The sequence below is a fragment of the Paraburkholderia sp. GAS42 genome (assembly GCF_050436565.1).
Classification (GTDB): domain Bacteria; phylum Pseudomonadota; class Gammaproteobacteria; order Burkholderiales; family Burkholderiaceae; genus Paraburkholderia.
Window position 1 is genome coordinate 303,970 of sequence record NZ_JBNDML010000002.1, and the last position, 18,125, is coordinate 322,094.

Below are 18,125 nucleotides of genomic sequence, written 5' to 3' on the forward strand. Positions count from 1 at the left end.
GTGTGAGGTACGTCGATGGTCTCTAAATGTCCGAACCCGGAAATCGAAGCCGGTCGAGCGGGCCGCTACGACGCATCAGTCTCAAGCTTCCGTAGCCGACCCGTTACCACCGCGATACCTTGAAGTGCGAGCGCAGGAGCATCGTCGCGCAAGCTGCGCGGTTCAAGGCGCGGAAGGGATCACCCGCTTCAAGCCCACGCGCCGCGGCTGTAGTCAGCGACTCCATCGGAATACCGCCACACTTGTTACTCCCAACGTTCCATTTCCGGTGCAAAACTACCTCAAGGCCTACGACGACCGATGAGCAGCGAATGGAATCGCGCTTCAACCAGGAGGCGCGGGAAGTCGCCCAACTTAGGAGATTGCAAAAGCCATGACTACATCAGCAGAGAACGGACGGAACGGCGGACAGCCTGCCATGCACACACCACCGGTCGTGTCGCCGCAGGCGTGGGAGGCAGCCCGCGAACAGCTGCTCGTAAAGGAAAAGGCCCAGACCCGCGCCCGTGACGCCCTGGCCGCCGAGCGCCGGCGAATGCCGTGGATGGCCGTGGAGACGGCGTATGCGTTCGAGGGACCTGCGGGCAAGGCCAGCCTGCTCGACCTGTTCGACGGTCGGCGTCAGCTGATCGTCTACCGCGCATTCTTCGAGCCGGGAGTGTTCGGCTGGCCCGACCACGCCTGCCGGGGCTGCTCCATGGTGGCCGACCAGGTCGCCCACGTCGCCCACCTGAACGCCCGTGACACCACCCTCGTCTTCGTCTCGCGTGCGCCTCAGGCGGACATCGCGCGGCTGAAGGCGCGGATGGGGTGGGAGATGCCGTGGTGCACCCTCACGGACAGTTTCGACGCCGACTTCGGCGTGGACGAGTGGCACGGCACGAACGTGTTCTACCGCGACGGCGACCGGGTGTACCGCACCTACTTCATCAACAACCGCGGCGACGAGCAGATGGGGGGCACCTGGAACTACCTCGACATCACGCCGCTGGGCCGGCAGGAGGTCTGGGAGGACTCGCCCGAGGGCTATCCTCAGACCCCGACCTACAAGTGGTGGAACTGGCACGACAGCTACGTCGCAGACGCGGCGCCCGACCAGAAGTGGGTCGAGGTGTCTGACGCCGGAGAGGCGGCGTTCCGGAACCAGCACGCGAGCACGAAGCCATGAGCCAGGCCTGTTCCGGTGGAGCCGACGGGCGGCGATGGTCGGTCTGAGGGGGCACATCAGCACACCTTGTTCGCCTGATTCTGCATCGCTCCCCGCTCTGTGTCTGACAGAATCCTCGGCGCGACTTTTTCTTCAAGCTGAAGGCGTTCAACACGTTCTTTTTCAGCGCGATTTGAAGCTTGAGGTTGCTTTCGCGAGTGGTCTCTGCCGAGGCGTTTGCTTGCGCCGCATCTGCTTTGGCCAGCTCGGCCCCCTCGTTGGCTTTGGCCGCCTCTGCCTTAGCCAGGGCGGTCTGTCGTTCATTTTCAACGCGCCGTTGATCGGAATAGCAGTCGCGGATTGAGCCTGCGCGTCCCGGCGAACCTGGCTGCACAACGGCGCGTCGCTCATCGCGCGCCGGCGACGGCGTTTGTCGATGAAACGGCGTGGCCAAGCGACAGGTAGCTCAGGTGCAATAGCGATTCGATGGTTGCCCAATCGGCGTCGGTGACGCTGCCGGCTTCTTCACGGGCGTCGCGAAGCAGCATCGCTTGCGCACGCAAGCGCCCGTGTTCGAGTGTCGAGTTCGCGGACACCATGTACAGCGAAGCGGCAGCTTCAGCACACGCGCTGGCCAACGCGCCAGGCGGGTAACGCTCACGCTGCCGGTGCACGATCCACCATTCCAGTTCGAGCGTGGCAGTGCGCGAGACATCGAAGTTGCGGTTCCCCGTGTTGCGGATCAGGCTGAAATAGGTTTGCAGCGCCGGCAACGCTTTTTCGTAATCGCTGCGCTCGCTGCCCTCCTTGAAAGTGAATGCGGCTGACGCGCCGTAGTAAGCGCCGACGTACGACCTTAGCCACGGAAAGCGATACTGCGTGCGCAGGGTCTGCGCCAGTTCAAGAAAGAGCGCCACGTGCTGGCGGTCATAGTAAGAGCGCCACATTTTCGTTTCGAGTGTCCCCGTCGCAATGGTATCGAAGCGGCTCAGGTCACGGTGCCATGGCCAGAAGAGATCTGCGGCGGCATAGCCGATCAGCACGACAAGCATGGCCAGGATCGTCCGTCGCCAGCGTCCTGGTCCGGCTGCAAGGATCACGCGGTGCCGCAGGCCGTGGCTGCGGGCGCGACCGGTTGTGTTCATGTCGAATAGTGTCGATGTCGAACGTGCGTTGAACAATTTACGTCGCTACGCGCCCCAGCACCTCGCCCAGTTCGGCGTCTTCAAGCACTGGGGTGATTTCCAGCGCCATCAGATCACTCCACTGCCAGGCGAACTCGGTGAGTTTCTTCATATCATCTGTTTCGAGCAGATCGAACCCTCCGCCCAGATCGGCTCGCGTCCACCGGCCCACCAACCGGACGCCGTCAGGCGGGAGCCCGCCGGTTCGCTGAAAGCGCGCGATGGCTTCGGCACGCTGTTGGGTATCGGGTGTCCAGTGAAAGGTCATCATGAATCTCATGTTTGTGTCTCCTGACGGTGGCTCGTCCACCTGCTTTATTTATACGATGCGATGGCAGCATACGGATGCAATCGGGCGTGTGCACTGCAACGCAAGTCGACACAGGGAGCAGTCCGGAACAGACAGTGGTCCACATCGATCCCGAACATTTCGTCCCCCTGGAATCCAGGCCGCGGCCAGGAAGCCCAGGCCAGGTCGATTCCTGCGAAGGCGCTCCGACGCGCGATCAGAAGATCGGCCGCTAGCAGTCTTCTGACTCAAGCGAGCGCGGGCTACCGGACAATGAAGCGAGCGAGATGAAGGTGGTCGAGACTGCGGCTGGTGTGTGAGGGCAGACTGGTTGACGATCGGCTGCCCGACTTCTGGCCGCGTTTCTCATCTTCCCCCAGGGTTACTTCCAATAGGATGCTCTACTGGAAAATTTGTATGATGACCACATAACCTGATCAATCGGAGCGGTAATGTTCGACAAGATCCCTGCGCGGGCGCTCAGCGATACGGTCGCCCAGCAGTTGCTGAAGCAGATCGACAAGGGCACGTTCGCCCGTGGCGGCAAGCTGCCGACGGAAGCCGTGCTGGCCGAGCAGTTCGGCGTCAGCCGGACCGTCATCCGTGAAGCGATCTCGCGCCTGAAGAACGAGGGCGTGGTCGCGCCGCGTCAGGGCAGCGGTGTCTACGTCAGCGCGCACGGCGCAATCCGTCCGCTGCGCATCGACTATGCGGAAGCAGTCGAAGCCGGCTCGGTGTTGCAGATTCTCGCGTTGCGCCGCGCGATCGAAGCGGAAGTCGCATCGGAGGCTGCGATGCGGCGCACGGCAAGCGACATGGCGGCCATCGACGCCGCACTCGCGAAGATCGACGAAGCCGTCGTGGAAGGGCACGACGGCGTCGCCGAAGACGTGGCCTTTCATCGCGCGATCGCGGTGGCCACCGGCAATCCCTATTTCCTCAAGACGCTCACGTTCCTGAACCAATACCTCGAAGCCGGTACGGTCGTCACGCGCCGCAACGAGTCGCTGCGCGAGGACTTTTCGCGGCAGGTGCGCGAAGAGCACGCGGCGATCACAGCCGCGATCCGGGCGGGCGATCCAATGGCGGCGCGCAACGCCGCGCAAACCCACATGTACAACGCCGCCCGCCGTCTCGCGGAAGCCGGCATCTGTTGAGTCGGGACTTCCGTCCGGTTCGTGAGCAGCGCACTTTTCCAGAGGTAAAGCATGTCGAGAAATATCGGAGTGATCGGTCTGGGCGCGATGGGGCTGGGCGTCGCGCGCTCATTGTTGCGGGCCGGTTTTCGCGTCCATGCATGCGACCTGCGCATCGAAGTGCTGCAGGGTTTTGCAGCCGAAGGCGGGATCGCGTGTGCGAACCCGGCTGAACTTGGCGCGCAATGCGACGTGGTCGTCACGCTGGTCGTCAATGCCGCACAGACCGAGGCCGTGCTGTTCGGTCCGGACGGCGCGCTCGCTGCGATGAAGCCGGGTGGCGTGGTGATCTCGAGTGCCACGGTGTCGCCCGATTTCGCGACCGGGCTCGGCCGGCGTGTCGAGGCGGCTGGCCTGCAGATGCTGGATGCGCCCGTTTCGGGTGGTGCGGCGCGCGCCGCGTCGGGCGAGATGACGATGATGACCTCCGGCCCCGCAGCCGCCTACGCCGCCTGCGAAGACGTGCTGGCCGTGATCGCAGGCAAGGTGTACCGGCTGGGTTCGACGCACGGCGCTGGATCGAAAGTGAAGATCATCAATCAGTTGCTCGCGGGCGTGCATATCGCCGCCGCGGCCGAAGCGATGGCACTGGGTTTGCGCGAAGGCGTTGATCCGGACGCACTGTACGACGTGATCACGCACAGCGCGGGCAATTCGTGGATGTTCGAGAATCGGGTTCCGCACATCCTGAAGGGCGACTACACGCCGCTTTCTGCAGTCGACATCTTCGTCAAGGATCTCGGCCTCGTGCTCGATACGGCGCGGCGTTCCAAATTCCCGTTGCCGCTGTCGGCGGCTGCGCATCAGATGTTCATGATGGCATCGACGGCAGGGCATGGCGGTGAAGACGATTCCGCAGTCATCAAGATTTTCCCAGGCATCGACGTGCCGGCGGCGAAGTAACGGGCGGAGACTGAGATGACGGACTCTAAAAGCGGGCCCTTGCTGGGCTGCATCGCCGACGACTTCACAGGTGCCACCGATCTGGCGAACATGCTCGTGCGCGGAGGCATGCGCACCGTGCAGACGATTGGCGTGCCCGAATCCGGGGAGCATGTCGAGGCCGACGCGCTAGTGGTCGCGCTGAAGTCACGGACGATTCCTGCCGCCGACGCAGTCGCCCAGTCGCTTGCCGCACTCGAATGGCTGCGTGCGCAAGGTTGCCGCCAGTTCTTCTTCAAGTATTGCTCGACGTTCGATTCAACCGACGCCGGCAATATCGGCCCGGTCACCGATGCGTTGCTCGATGCGCTGCAGGGCAGCGGCACAACTCCAGACAACGGCTTCACGATCGCCTGTCCCGCTTTTCCGGAGAACGGTCGCACGATCTATCGCGGTCATCTATTCGTCGGCGACGCGTTGCTGAACGAGTCTGGCATGGAGAATCATCCGCTCACGCCGATGACGGACGCGAATCTCGTCCGGGTATTGCAGCGGCAGACAGAATCGAAAGTCGGGCTCGCGCGTTACGACGTGGTGGCGAAGGGCGCATCTTCTGTACGCGAATCGTTTGCCGCGTTGCGCTCTGACGGCGTGCGCATGGCCATTGCCGATGCGTTGTCGGACGCGGACCTGTACACGTTGGGCGAAGCCTGCAGCGACCTGCCGCTGGTGACAGGCGGCTCGGGCGTCGCGCTCGGCTTGCCCGCGAACTTCCGCCGCGCTGGGCTCCTTGCCGATACGACGGACGCAGGCCAGTTGCCGCGCATCGGAGGCCGCTCGGCCGTGCTCGCAGGCAGCGCGTCGAAGGCAACGAATGCGCAGGTGGCGGCCTGGCGCGAATCGCGTCCGGCATTTCGTATCGACCCGCTCGCCGCCGCGCGCGGCGAGCCCGTGACGGAGCAGGCACTGGCCTTCGCGCGCGAACATTTCGAAGCGGCCCAATCGCAGCCCGTGCTGATCTACGCCACCGCGACACCCGATGAGGTCAAGGCGGTGCAGCACGAACTCGGCGTTGCACAAGCGGGGCATCTCGTCGAAAACACGCTCGCGGCGATTGCCCGCGGCCTGCGCGAACTCGGCGTGCGCAAGTTCGTCGTGGCGGGCGGCGAGACCTCGGGCGCGGTCGTTCAGGCGCTCGGCGTGCGGACGCTGCGCATCGGCGCACAGATCGATCCGGGCGTGCCGTCCACGGCGACCATCGATTCGGCGCCGCTCGCGCTGGCGCTCAAATCGGGCAACTTCGGCGCGTCCGACTTCTTTGCGAAAGCGCTGCGTCATCTCGAAGGAGCCGAGTAATGGCGGTTCACTCGAGCAACGACGCGAAGCTCCGCGAAGAAATCTGCGATGTCGGCGCGAGTCTCTATGCGCGCGGCTATACCGTGGGCAGCGCGGGCAACATCAGCGCGCGCCTCGATGACGGCTGGCTGATCACGCCCACGGACGCCTGTCTCGGCCGCCTCGACCCCGCCGACATCGCGAAGGTCGATCTGGACGGCAATGCGATCTCCGGCGGCCGGCCGTCGAAAACGCTGGCACTGCATCGCGGCATCTACGCCCGCAACGCCGACACGCGCGGCATCGTGCATACGCATTCGACGCATCTGGTCGCGCTGACGCTCGCCGGCGTCTGGAGCGAAGCCGACGTGCTGCCGCCCATTACGCCGTACTACGTGATGAAGGTCGGCCATGTGCCGCTGATTCGCTACCGGCGTCCCGGCGATCCTCAGGTCGCGGAACAGATTGCGGCGCTCGCGGACAAGGTTCGTGGCGTGCTGATCGAACGGCTCGGGCCAGTGGTATGGGAACGGTCGGTATCTCAGGCGTCGTACGCGCTGGAGGAACTCGAAGAGACCGCGCGCCTGTGGCTGATGTCGAACCCGCGTCCCGCACCGCTTGACGAAGCTTCGCTCGAAGAACTGCGCACCGTGTTCGGCGCGCGCTGGTAGTCCCCTGCGCGGCCGCAACGCCGGTCGCGCAGTTTCATGCAACACCCCACGCCTATAAAGCCGGACGACCGCCAGTGGGCGGATCGTCGACGGCACCATCCTCAAAGGAGACGATTCATGACGTCCTATCAGGCGGCCCCGGCCACCCCCATCGCGCAGACGGAAGGCAAGCCCGAGACCGCAGAAGTCGAACGCACTTATCGCAAGGTGTTCTGGCGCATCGTGCCGTTCCTGATGCTGTGCTATGTCGTGGCTTACCTCGACCGCGTCAATGTCGGCTTCGCGAAGCTGCAGATGTCGCAGGACCTGGCGTTCAGTGAAACGGTGTTCGGTCTCGGCGCAGGCGTGTTCTTCATCGGTTACTTCCTGTTCGAATTGCCGAGCAACATTCTGATGCACAAGCTCGGCGCGCGAATCTGGATTGCGCGGATCATGATCACGTGGGGCATCATGTCGGCGCTCTTCGTCTTCGTGAAGACGCCCATGCAGTTCTACGTGCTGCGTTTCCTGCTTGGCCTCGCCGAAGCGGGCTTCTATCCTGGCGTGATCCTTTACCTGACGTACTGGTTTCCGTCGCACCGCCGCGCGAAGATCATCGCGGTGTTCATGTCTGCGATTCCGGTCTCGGGCATCTTCGGCAATCCGCTGTCGGGCTTGATCATGCAGTCCTTTCATGGGGACCATGGGTTTGCCGGCTGGCAGTGGATGTTCGTGATCGAGGCGGTCCCGGCAATCGCGATCGGCATCGCGACGATCCTGTATCTGGACAACGGCATCGCCCGCGCGAAGTGGTTGAGCGAGCGCGAAAAGAAACTGCTGTCCGACGAAATCGCCGCGCAGCCGCAGGAACAGGTGAAGTCGCATTCGCTCGGCGCTGTCTTCCGCGACCCGCGCACGTGGTGGATGTCGCTGATCTATTTCGCGTTCGTGACGGGCCAGTATGGGCTGACGTTCTGGATGCCGACGCTGGTCAAATCGACGGGCGTCACGGGCGCGTTCAACATCGGTCTGCTAAGTGCGATTCCATTCCTCGCGGCGATCGTCGTGATGAACCTGATGGGACATAGCGCGGACAAACGGCGCGAGCGTCGCTGGCATCTGATCGTGCCGGCGCTGTTCGGCGCAATCGGCTTCACGATCGCCGCATCGTTCGCGAACAACACGGTGGTGTCGATCGTGTTCCTGTCGCTCGCAGCGGCAGGCGTGCTGACCTGCGCGCCGCTCTTCTGGTCGCTGCCGACGGCATTCATGTCGGGCGCCACCGCCGCAGCCGGTATCGCGATCATCAATTCGATCGGCAATCTTGCGGGTTTCGCGAGCCCCTATATGATCGGTTATCTGAAGGACCTCACGCACAGCACGCAGTCCGGTATGTATGTGCTGGCCGGGATGCTGGCGATCGGCGCCGTCGCGGTGTGGCTGACGCCGGCAAAGCTCGTCAACCGCTAGACCTGTCGTTTCATGCCGGCCGCGCAGGGCGTCCGGCATTGCAACAGATAAAGGAGTTACGTCGATGCCTCGCTTCGCCGCCAACCTGACCATGATGTATAACGAACACGCGTTCCCCGATCGCTTCGCGGCCGCCGCGCGAGACGGATTCCAGGCCGTCGAGTTCCTGTTTCCCTACGAGTTTTCCGCCGCCGAACTGAAGACGCAGCTCGACGAATATCGGCTCACGCAGGCGCTGTTCAATGCGCCGCCTGGCGACTGGGCCAAAGGCGAGCGCGGCATCGCATCGCTGCCGGGCCGTGAAGACGAATTCCGCCGCAGCGTCGATACCGCGCTCGGCTACGCACGCGTGCTTGGCAATCGCAAGCTGCATGTGATGGCCGGGCTGATCGCGCCCGGCCAGCCACGTGAACGTCATCGCGAGGTTTATCTAAAGAACCTTGCTTATGCCACGAACGCCGCGCAGGCAGACGGCATCACGATCGTCATTGAACCGATCAATACGCGCGATATTCCCGGTTTTTTTCTGAATCGCCAGGACGATGCTCAGGCGATCTGTGCGGAGGTCGGTGCGCCGAACCTGCAGGTGCAGTTCGACTGCTACCACTGCCAGATCGTCGAAGGCGATCTCGCCGTGAAGTTAAAACGCGACATGCCGCGTATCGGCCATATCCAGATTGCTGGCGTTCCTGAGCGGCACGAACCGGACATCGGCGAGTTGAATTATCCGTACCTGTTCGAGCTGATCGATTCGCTCGGCTACGAAGGCTGGATCGGTTGTGAATACCGGCCGCGCGCAGGCACGTCGGACGGTCTCGGCTGGCTCAAGCCCTGGCTCTAATACGCATTGCGAGGACACGTACAGCATGAAGATACTGATTACAGGTGGCGCTGGATTTCTCGGTCAACGGCTTGCGCGCGAGTTGCTGTCGCGCGGCGAACTGAAGGGCGCAAACGGGCAGCGACACCCAGTGACGGAACTGGTGTTACTCGACGTCGTGCGCCCGAGCGATTTCGGTGACGCGCGCGTGCGCGCTGAAGTGGGCGATATCGCGGAACGTAGCGTACTGGAGCGCGTAATCGATACGGAGACGGCTGCGATCTTTCATCTCGCGGCCATCGTCAGCGGTCAGGCCGAAGCGGATTTCGATCTCGGCATGCGGATCAATCTCGACGCTTCCCGCTTGCTGCTCGATGTTTGCCGCGCGCGCGGTCATCGGCCGCGCGTCGTGTTCACGAGTTCGGTCGCCGTGTATGGCGGCGATCTGCCGGACGTCGTGCAGAACGATACGGTGTTGAATCCGCAGTCTTCATATGGCACGCAGAAGGCCATTGCGGAACTGCTGCTGAACGATTTCGCTCGCCGTGGCTTCGTCGATGGCCGAGTACTGCGGCTGCCGACCATCAGCGTGAGACCCGGCAAGCCGAATGCGGCCGCATCGTCATTTGCGAGCGGCATTATTCGCGAGCCGTTGAACGGTGAGACATCGGTGTGCCCGGTGTCGGGGAGCACGCGGTTGTGGCTGCTGTCGCCGCGCCAGGCGATCCTGTCGCTCATTGCCGGTTGGGAAATCGAATCGGAAGCGCTCGGCATTCATCGCACACTGAACCTGCCTGGTATCTCCGTAAGCGTCGACGATATGGTTGCGGCGTTGCGCGAAGTGGCTGGCGATGAGGTGGTCAAGCGCATCGAGTGGAAGGCGGATCCACGCGTCGAGAAGATCGTCGGCAGTTGGCCGGGGCAGTGGGATACGTCTCGTGCGACACAGTTGGGACTCAAGGGCGATCGGACCTTCGCTGACGTGATTCGCCACTACATCGAAGATGAAGGCATCCGCGTCTGATCACAAGGCGGTTTCGGCCGCTGTGATCGACGCGCGGATCGTCGGTCGAGTACACCGAGCTTTACTTCAATTGTGTGTTGGCGACCGGCAGGATAGTGGCCCTATGCCAGCCGGTCGCGTCGTGAACGAGCGTATGGCTGGTCAGGAGAGTTACCGGGACGTATAGCTGGATGACGTCGTCAGAGATGACGATGGTTCGCAGACGCGGCATATCGGCTTCGAGGGCATTGTCAACTTGCCGCCCCGAAGGAAGTCCCCTTGGGGGATGCGACGCTTGCGTTCGCGCGTCGGTTGGCGGCTGTTCTCCGCCCGGTTGTTCAGCTGGGCAGCCGCTTTTACAAACATGTGCTTCACGCCCACCAACTCCGGAATTTCGGCCTTTGCGGCCGGATAACTACCCAGTTGATCGGTGACGATCTTGCGCCGCACGGGGCTGGAGCGCAGCACGCGCTTGAAAAAACATTTGGCCGCGGCTTTGTCGCGCCGCTTTTGTAGCAGGACAACGCCGTCCGGATTTACACGCCGCGGACAACAACGAAATATGTCTCAACCTATTGAAAACAAATAAAAAAATGAATTTATCCACAACGTACCCGATCATAACATTGGGCTGGCGGGGCGGACCCGGCGTCGGGGCGAACGCCCAACCCGGCCGGTCTACTTAAGGACGCGCCAGCTTCGATCTGATTTCTCCAGGGCGAGCCGCTACATGTCTGCGTTTTCAACGACACGGCCTTCTGCACGCCAGCGGAGCATCCCCCCAGCGAGGTTGGCGACAGCGTCGAATCCTGCCTGCCGCAGAATGACCGTGGCTTGCGCTGAACGTCCGCCCGCCCGGCAGACCGTTACGATCGGGCGGTCCTGCGCAAGTTCCCCGGTGCGGCCTGCCAGGTCGCCGAGCGGAATCAGTCTGGCTTCGGCAATGCGCCCGAGTGGCCCGGTGAACTCGGCGGGCTCGCGCACATCGACGATCTGGACCGCACCAAGATTCTCCTCGAGCCATTGCGGATTGATTTCCCAGATGCCGGCAAAGGTGTACGTCAGCGGCGCCCAGCCGGGTTCGGCTTGTTGCGTGGGGGCGCTCGCTGCGACGCCGCATTTCAGGTTGGCCGGCACCGCGATATCGATCTGCCTCGGATGCGGCAGGCGCAGATTCGTCATGTAGCCGGTGAAATCGTCCTCGCACAGTTCACCGCCGAGGCGCGGATTGAAGCGTCGCTCCTCGCCGACACTCGTGACGGTCAGGCCGCGATAGTCGTGAGCCGGGTAAAGCAGACATGTCTCGGGCAGCGTGAAAATCTGGTCGTGTATTGCCCGGAACATGGCGTGCGCGTCGCCCTTCTGGAAGTCCGTCCGGCCCGTGCCCCTGATCAACAGGCAATCGCCGGTCAATGCCATGGTCTCATCGTCGAGCACGAGGCTGATGCATCCATTTGTATGACCAGGTGTCGCACGTACTTCCAGGTATCGCGTGCCGAACTCACATCGGTCGCCGTCATGCAGATACCGGTCCGCACCTTCGGCGCCGCTTGCCGCCGATATCGCGATCTGGCTTCCCGTGCGCTGCTTGAGCATCCACGCGCCGGTCACATGATCGGCGTGAACGTGTGTGTCGATCGTATACAGCAGACGCAGTCCAAGCTCGTCGATCAAAGCGGTGTCGCGGCGGACCTGTTCAAAGACCGGATCAACGAGCACAGCCTCTCTCGTCGCGCTATCGGCAAACAGATAGGTGTAGGTGGACGACTGCTGGTCGAACAATTGCCGGAAGATCAACACGATTCTGCTCCCTTGATTCTGCTGGCACCGCTGCGGCCCCATGAGGGGCTCCGGTGCCTGTTCTGGACCTCGCGTCGCGCAACCTGCAGGACGTCTGCGCGTCGGGGGAACTGTCGACCGCTTATCGTGATTCACGGGGCGCGATCCGCCTGCTTATCCGTCGAAACTGCAAGACTTCAGACTTTGACATGATAATGATCATTCACGTCGAACGGCCTGAGGGGGAACACCATGTCTACGATCGATTATGAAACGCTGAAGCAACGCTTCCCGGCGTCTGGCGACATCCCGGAAGAATTCCGCCTCTCGTCGCCGATCCATCAGCGCATTTCGCTCGTAGACGGTGAGTTCATCAAGTGGGACGGTGCCTGCAAAACGGTACTGTCGCCCATTTGCGTGACGCAGCCAGACGGCTCGGTACAACAGGTCGAGATCGGCAGCTATCCGGTGATGGGCGACACAGAAAGCGAAGCTGCGCTGGATGCCGCCGTGAAAGCCTGGGATTCCGGCCGCGGAGAATGGCCCACGATGGCGGTCGCGCAGCGCATCGCCTGCATGCAGGATTTCATCAAACGCATGGTGGCGCAGCGTCAGCTGATTGTTAACCTCATCATGTGGGAAATCGGCAAAAGTCTCGCCGATTCGCGAAAGGAATTCGATCGCACGGTCGAATACATGACAGCGACGATCGAGGCGCTCAAGGAACAGGACAACAGCAATTCGCGCTTCATTATCGCGGAAGGCACGATTGGCCAGATCCGGCGTACGCCGCTTGGCGTCGTTTTATGCATGGGCCCCTACAACTACCCGTTGAACGAGACCTTTGCGACGCTGATCCCGGCGCTCCTGATGGGCAATACGGTCGTATTCAAGCCGCCTCAATACGGGACGCTGCTGTTCTATCCGTTGCTCGAAGCGTTTCGCGATGCGTTTCCAAAAGGCGTGATCAACACGATCTATGCGCCTGGTGCGGTTGTCGTGCCGCACATGCTTGCGACCGGCAAGATCAACGTGCTGGCGCTGATCGGTTCGAGCAAGGTGGCTGATCATCTGAAGAAGCAGCATCCGAAGTCGCACCGGCTGCGCGCGATTCTCGGCCTCGATGCAAAGAACGCGGCGATTGTCCTGCCCGACGCCGACCTTGAGCTGACCGTGAAGGAGTGTCTGCTGGGTGCGCTGTCATTTAACGGTCAGCGCTGCACGGCGCTCAAGATGCTGATCGTGCATGAGTCGATCGTCGAAGCGTTTCTTGCGCGCTTTTCTGAAGCGCTTGGCAAGCTCAAGATCGGTATGCCGTGGGAGCCGGGTGTCAACATCACGCCGCTGCCGGGTTTGCACAGAACCGCCTACATGACGGATGCCATCGACGACGCAAAGGCCAAAGGCGCGCACGTGGTGAACGATGGCGGCGGCACGTTTTGCCAGACGCTGTTCTATCCGGCGGTCGTTTATCCCGTCAAGGAAGGCATGAAGCTTTACCGCGAGGAGCAGTTCGGGCCGCTCATTCCGGTGACAACCTTTAGCGACATCGAAACCGCTCTGGAATACGTCATTACCTCCGATCATGGCCAGCAGGTCAGTATCTTTGGATCGGACCCGGCGCGGATCGGCGAGCTTGTCGATCCGCTCGTCAATCAGGTCTGTCGCGTGAATCTGAACTGCCAGTGCCAGCGCGGCCCTGACGTGTTTCCGTTTGCGGGCCGAAAGGATTCGGCGGAAGGAACGTTGTCGGTGACTGACGCGTTACGCGCATTCTCGATCCGCTCGATGGTGGCCGCTAAACAGACCGACGACAGCAAGGCGCTGCTCGACGCCATCGTGAACGATCATCAGTCGAAGTTCGTGAACACGGGTTTCATTTTCTGACGCCTTGGGAAGCGCACCGGGCCCGCATTCCTGCCACAACCCCTTCGTGCCACGCCGCTTTTGGTACGATGCAGCCTTTTCAAGCTGATGGCAGGCCCGCGTGGACCGCAGAAACACGGCATTTATTCGCGACTATTGTTTAACGCAATTCGCCCGGATCAAGCCGGTCGTCGCTGACCGGCTTCAACGCCTGCGTCACCCGACGCGTCGCGGCGTCGCGCTTACGCTCGCTGCGTTTCCCGCGCTCATCCTGCTTTATGTGCTGGTGTTGATCCCGTTCACACCGGGCATCGGCGATATCCGCAAGGCGAAAGTCGAGCAACCCGCGCGCGTGTTTTCCGCCGACGGCAAGCTGCTTGCCGAGTTCAAGCCGAGCAACCGCGAATGGGTCAAGCTCGCCGATATCTCGCCGCATGTGATCGATGCACTGATCGCGACCGAAGACCATCGCTTCTACGAACATCACGGTCTGGACTGGCGGCGCACCGCGTCGGCGGCGCTGCATACGTTTTCGGGCGAGCGTCAGGGCGGCTCGACCATCACGCAACAGCTTGCGCGCAACCTGTATCCCGACGAAGTGGGCCGCGCGCCCACGCTTACGCGAAAACTCAAGGAAGCGATCACCGCGTTCAAGATCGAAGCGGTCTACACAAAGCCTGAGATCCTGGAGACGTATCTCAACACGGTGCCGTTTCTCTACAACGCGTACGGCATCGAGATGGCGGCGCGCACCTACTTCGACAAATCCGCCGACGATCTCGACGTGCTGGAAAGCGCGACGCTCGCCGGCATGCTGAAGGGCAACAGCTACTACAACCCGGTCATCAATCCCGACCGCGCGCTCCAGCGCCGCAATATCGTGCTCGCGCAGATGGTGAAGTACGGACGCCTGTCGCAATCTTCGTATACGTCGCTTGCGAAGCGTCCGTTGCGCATTGATTTCGAACGGCAGATCGAGCCGCCCGGTCCCGCGCCGCACTTCGCGCAGCAGCTTCGCAAATGGCTGATCTCGTGGGCCGATCGTAACGATTACAACGTCTATTCCGACGGTCTGGTGGTGCGCACCACGATCGACTCGCGTCTCCAGACGATGGCGACCCAGGCCGTCGTGCTGCAGGGCAACTCACTGCAGGGCATCGCGAATTCGGCGTGGGGCGCGCGTGCGGGCTGCGCGAATGGCCGCGATCTGATGCAGACCTTCGTGCGCGAGACGCCTGACTATCGCGCGGCAAAAGATTCAGGGCTCACCGATGCGGATGCGCTTAAGCGCCTCGCGTCCGACCGGCATTTCGTGCAGGCGCTGTGCGATAGCAAGACACGCGTGCAGGCCGATTTTCTCGCGATCGATCCGCGTAACGGGCAGATCCGGGCATGGGTCGGCAGCCGCGATTTCGGCCAGGATCCGTTCGATCACGTGCAGCAGGCGCGCCGGCAGCCCGGCTCGACGTTCAAGCCGTTCGTGTACGGCGCGGCCTTCGAAAATGGCGCGAGCCCCGATGACACGTTCATCGACCAGCCGGTTGAAATCCCGCTCGCAGGTGGCGAAATCTGGAAACCGTCCGACGACGAACCGCCCACCGGTCGGCCGACGAGTTTGCGTGACGGCCTGACGTATTCGCGCAACCGGATCACTGCGCAACTCGTGCAGGAGGTAGGACCGGCGAAAGTTGCACGTCTCGCGCGCGCAATGGGCGTACGCGACAGCAAGCTCGATGTCGTGCCTTCGCTCGGGCTGGGCACGAGCCCGGTGACGCTGAAGGAAATGGTGTCGGCTTACGCGACGATCGCCAATCGCGGCGGCTATATCGAGCCCGTGATGGTGACGCGCATCGAGGACCGCAATGGCGAAGTACTGGCCGACTTCGCGCCGGCATCCGCCCATCAGGAGCTGCCTGTCGATGCGGATCAGACGCTGCTCGACGTCATGCGTGACGTGGTGAATCGCGGCACCGGTTCGACCATTCGCACGCGTTTCGGCATTCGTGGCGATGTCGCGGGCAAGACGGGCACGACGCAGGACAACGCCGATGGCTGGTTCATCCTGATGCATCCGCAACTGGTCGCGGGCGCCTGGGTCGGCTTTAACGACAGCCGCGTCACGCTACGTAGCGATTACTGGGGGCAGGGCGCACATAGCGCGTTGCCGATCGTCGGCGATTTTTACCAGCGCGCATTGCGCTCGCGTGTGATCGACCCGCAGGCGCGTTTCCGGAAAGAGGAGCCTGGCACGCTGTCTGTGTGGCTCGGGAAGGCTCGCGGATGGGTTCAGCAGCTTTTCTCGCCCGCGCCGAAGCCTGAAACGGCGAGCGGCGCGCGCCACACGCCGCGTCCGCGTGCGGCGGCGACGCCGCCGTCGCCGGCCGCCGGGGTTTCGTCGCCCGCTGCTGCCAGCGCGGTATCGGCGGCCTCTGCAACGCGGGCGCTACCTCCGCTTTTGCCGCCGGTCGTCACCAGCGCACCTCAGGAAACCGGCGCATTCGGCACCGGAGAGCCCGCTTCGACGCCGACGCCCACACCGGATGTGCCGTCTCCCGACATGAGCACGACACCGGGCGCAACGCCGGGCGATCAGACGAAATCACCTGCTGGTGCGAGCTCTGGCGAATGATGTCGACCACAACCCGCTCGTGACGCGCGAAACGTCCGCCGCACGCCTCGCGCCGCTCGACAGAATCGCCGACGCCACGGGACGCCTGCGCCAGCCGTATCGGGTACGATATCCAGACGATGAATCCCGCTTCTGTTCCCGCTTCCGGTCCCGGCAGGCGCCGCATTGCACACCTGGATATGGACGCGTTCTACGCGTCCGTCGAACTGTTGCGCTATCCCGAACTGCGCGGGCAGCCGGTTGTGATCGGCGGCGGACGCAACGCGGTGCCCGAGACGCTCGAAGACGGCAGCCGGCGTTTTCGCAAGCTGCGTGATTACGCGGGGCGCGGCGTCGTCACGACATCGACCTACGAGGCGCGTGCGCTCGGCGTGTTCTCGGCGATGGGCATGATGAAGGCCGCGCAGCTCGCGCCCGATGCGATTCTGCTTCCCACCGATTTCGATTCTTACCGGCACTACTCGCGTCTCTTCAAGAACGCGGTGGCAACGTTTGCATCGCAGATCGAAGATCGCGGCATCGATGAAATCTATATCGATCTCACCGACGTACCCGGCGAACCCGTCGACATCGGCACGCGCATCAAGCAGGCGGTGCGCGACGCCACCGGCCTGACGTGTTCGATCTGTATTGCGCCGAACAAGCTGCTTGCCAAGATCGGCTCGGATCTCGACAAACCGGACGGTCTCACGCTCCTGACCATCGACGACGTACCGAAACGGATCTGGCCATTGCCTGCGCGAAAAGTGAACGGCATTGGCCCGAAAGCGAGCGAAAAACTGGCGGGCATCGGCATCGTGACGGTCGGCGATCTGGCGGCCGCCGCGCCCGAATTGCTGCAGACGCACTTCGGCCGAAGCTATTCCGCGTGGCTTGCCGATGTCGCGCAGGGCATCGATGAGCGTCAGGTTGTCGTGAGTTCCGAGCCGCGCTCGATGAGCCGCGAAACCACGTTCGAGCGCGATCTGCATCCGCGCCGCGACCGGTCGACGCTTTCCGAGGCGTTTACCGGCCTGTGCATGCGGGTCGCGGACGACCTGCGGCGCAAGGGCTATACTGGACGAACCGTGGGAATCAAGTTGCGGTACGACGACTTCAAGACGGTAACGCGCGATCTGACGATTCCTGTGCCGACGGCGGATGCAACGGAAATTCGCCGCGCTGCAACAGAATGTCTGAAGCGTGTGCCGCTCGACAGAAGGTTACGTCTGCTCGGCGTGCGCGTCTCTGCGTTGTCGCCGGCAGGCAGTGAACCCGTCGCTCCGTTGCCGGTTCAAGGCGAGTTGCCTTTCTCGACAGAGAACTACGGCAGATGATTTTCAAAGCAGTTATCAAGAGATTTAAGAGGAAGAGGCGATGGCGAGGCAGGTGATTTACCACGGCACGCCTTCACAGGTCATTAATATCCCGGCCTTTCTGAAGGGCGGTGTTGTCATGGCGCTGGTGGGCGCGATTGATCTTTTTGTGTCGGGTGATTTTCCATTCCAGTGGTCGCTGGTGCTGATGCAGGCGGCGGCGATCATGATCGGTGTCGCGTTGCCGTTTCTCAAGACCGCATCCACAGAGATCGTCATCGATACCGAGCGGATTACGTGGACGCAGGGCATTTTCGAACGTCGTGTGTCGAGTCTCGAACTGTCGCGCATTCGCAGCGTGACGGTGGTATATCCGCGGTGGCAGCGTGCGTTCGGCACCGGTTCGATCGTGCTCGATACGGGCGATGGACGGCGTCCGATGCGGCGCCTGCCGGGCATCCGCCACGCCGACGAACTGCGCAGGAAGCTCGAAGCGGCGATCGCCGCTTCGCCTGAGGTCAAGGACGAAAACCTTCGCTACGCGTAAGGCTCGTCGGCACATCGGCGGTGACAGGCTCGC

Annotated in this window: 15 protein-coding genes and 1 pseudogene; 12 read left to right on the top strand and 4 right to left on the bottom strand. The window is 62.6% G+C overall.

Annotation, left to right across the window (positions count from 1 at the left end; all coding sequences use genetic code 11):
* Positions 1–373: 373 nt before the first annotated feature.
* Entirely contained in the window at positions 374–1,168 is a 795-nt protein-coding gene (locus P3T16_RS04010; RefSeq protein ID WP_429341249.1) for a DUF899 domain-containing protein, read from the top strand.
* A 386-nt stretch (positions 1,169–1,554) separates the two neighbouring features.
* Here the strand turns inward: P3T16_RS04010 and P3T16_RS04015 are convergent, their stop codons facing one another.
* Both P3T16_RS04015 and P3T16_RS04020 read right to left on the bottom strand, forming a co-directional pair.
* Positions 1,555–2,292, bottom strand: a complete 738-nt coding sequence (locus tag P3T16_RS04015) for a hypothetical protein (RefSeq protein WP_429341250.1) — start codon at positions 2,290–2,292, stop codon at positions 1,555–1,557.
* Between the two features lie 37 nt (positions 2,293–2,329).
* Positions 2,330–2,611, bottom strand: coding sequence for a DUF3303 domain-containing protein (locus P3T16_RS04020; protein WP_429341251.1), 282 nt, complete (start codon positions 2,609–2,611; stop codon positions 2,330–2,332).
* 461 nt (positions 2,612–3,072) lie between these two features.
* Between P3T16_RS04020 and P3T16_RS04025 the strand changes: the two genes are divergently transcribed.
* The 7 genes from P3T16_RS04025 to denD all read left to right on the top strand — a co-directional run bounded on the left by P3T16_RS04025 (position 3,073) and on the right by denD (position 9,997).
* Complete coding sequence (locus P3T16_RS04025) at positions 3,073–3,777, top strand: FadR/GntR family transcriptional regulator (RefSeq protein WP_429254318.1); 705 nt, start codon at positions 3,073–3,075, stop codon at positions 3,775–3,777.
* A 51-nt stretch (positions 3,778–3,828) separates the two neighbouring features.
* Positions 3,829–4,719 carry an L-threonate dehydrogenase gene (ltnD, locus tag P3T16_RS04030; protein ID WP_429341252.1) on the top strand — a complete coding sequence of 297 codons (891 nt, stop codon included), beginning with the start codon at positions 3,829–3,831 and terminating at the stop codon, positions 4,717–4,719.
* A 15-nt stretch (positions 4,720–4,734) separates the two neighbouring features.
* The gene (otnK, locus tag P3T16_RS04035) at positions 4,735–6,054 is read left to right on the top strand and encodes a 3-oxo-tetronate kinase (RefSeq protein ID WP_429341253.1); all 1,320 of its coding nucleotides are present in this window, start codon (positions 4,735–4,737) and stop codon (positions 6,052–6,054) included.
* Positions 6,054–6,704, top strand: coding sequence for an aldolase (locus P3T16_RS04040; RefSeq protein WP_429341254.1), 651 nt, complete (start codon positions 6,054–6,056; stop codon positions 6,702–6,704). Before otnK ends, P3T16_RS04040 begins: the two co-directional genes overlap by 1 nt.
* Before the next feature lie 117 nt (positions 6,705–6,821).
* The gene (locus P3T16_RS04045; RefSeq protein ID WP_429341255.1) at positions 6,822–8,153 is read left to right on the top strand and encodes an MFS transporter; all 1,332 of its coding nucleotides are present in this window, start codon (positions 6,822–6,824) and stop codon (positions 8,151–8,153) included.
* Between the two features lie 64 nt (positions 8,154–8,217).
* Positions 8,218–8,994 carry a 2-oxo-tetronate isomerase gene (gene otnI, locus P3T16_RS04050; RefSeq protein WP_429341256.1) on the top strand — a complete coding sequence of 259 codons (777 nt, stop codon included), beginning with the start codon at positions 8,218–8,220 and terminating at the stop codon, positions 8,992–8,994.
* Positions 8,995–9,019: 25 nt separating this feature from the next.
* Positions 9,020–9,997 carry a D-erythronate dehydrogenase gene (gene denD / locus P3T16_RS04055; RefSeq protein WP_429341257.1) on the top strand — a complete coding sequence of 326 codons (978 nt, stop codon included), beginning with the start codon at positions 9,020–9,022 and terminating at the stop codon, positions 9,995–9,997.
* 264 nt (positions 9,998–10,261) lie between these two features.
* On the opposite strand, the pseudogene P3T16_RS04060 reads toward denD, so the two are convergent.
* Together P3T16_RS04060 and P3T16_RS04065 are read right to left on the bottom strand one after the other, a co-directional pair.
* Positions 10,262–10,498 (bottom strand): annotated as a pseudogene (locus tag P3T16_RS04060) (DDE-type integrase/transposase/recombinase); the annotation flags it as partial.
* A 204-nt stretch (positions 10,499–10,702) separates the two neighbouring features.
* Positions 10,703–11,773, bottom strand: a complete 1,071-nt coding sequence (locus P3T16_RS04065; RefSeq protein WP_429341410.1) for an MBL fold metallo-hydrolase — start codon at positions 11,771–11,773, stop codon at positions 10,703–10,705.
* 234 nt (positions 11,774–12,007) lie between these two features.
* On the opposite strand from P3T16_RS04065, the gene P3T16_RS04070 reads away from it, so the two are divergent.
* From P3T16_RS04070 to P3T16_RS04085, 4 genes are all read left to right on the top strand, one after another.
* On the top strand, positions 12,008–13,642 hold the full coding sequence (locus P3T16_RS04070; protein ID WP_429341258.1) for an NADP-dependent glyceraldehyde-3-phosphate dehydrogenase: 1,635 nt from the start codon (positions 12,008–12,010) through the stop codon (positions 13,640–13,642).
* Positions 13,643–13,799: 157 nt separating this feature from the next.
* Positions 13,800–16,250 (top strand): penicillin-binding protein 1A, encoded by a 2,451-nt coding sequence (locus P3T16_RS04075; protein WP_429341411.1) that lies wholly within the window; start codon positions 13,800–13,802, stop codon positions 16,248–16,250.
* A gap of 119 nt (positions 16,251–16,369) precedes the next feature.
* On the top strand, positions 16,370–17,566 hold the full coding sequence (gene dinB, locus P3T16_RS04080; RefSeq protein ID WP_429341259.1) for a DNA polymerase IV: 1,197 nt from the start codon (positions 16,370–16,372) through the stop codon (positions 17,564–17,566).
* Between the two features lie 40 nt (positions 17,567–17,606).
* Positions 17,607–18,092 (top strand): PH domain-containing protein, encoded by a 486-nt coding sequence (locus P3T16_RS04085; protein ID WP_429341260.1) that lies wholly within the window; start codon positions 17,607–17,609, stop codon positions 18,090–18,092.
* Positions 18,093–18,125 lie beyond the last annotated feature (33 nt).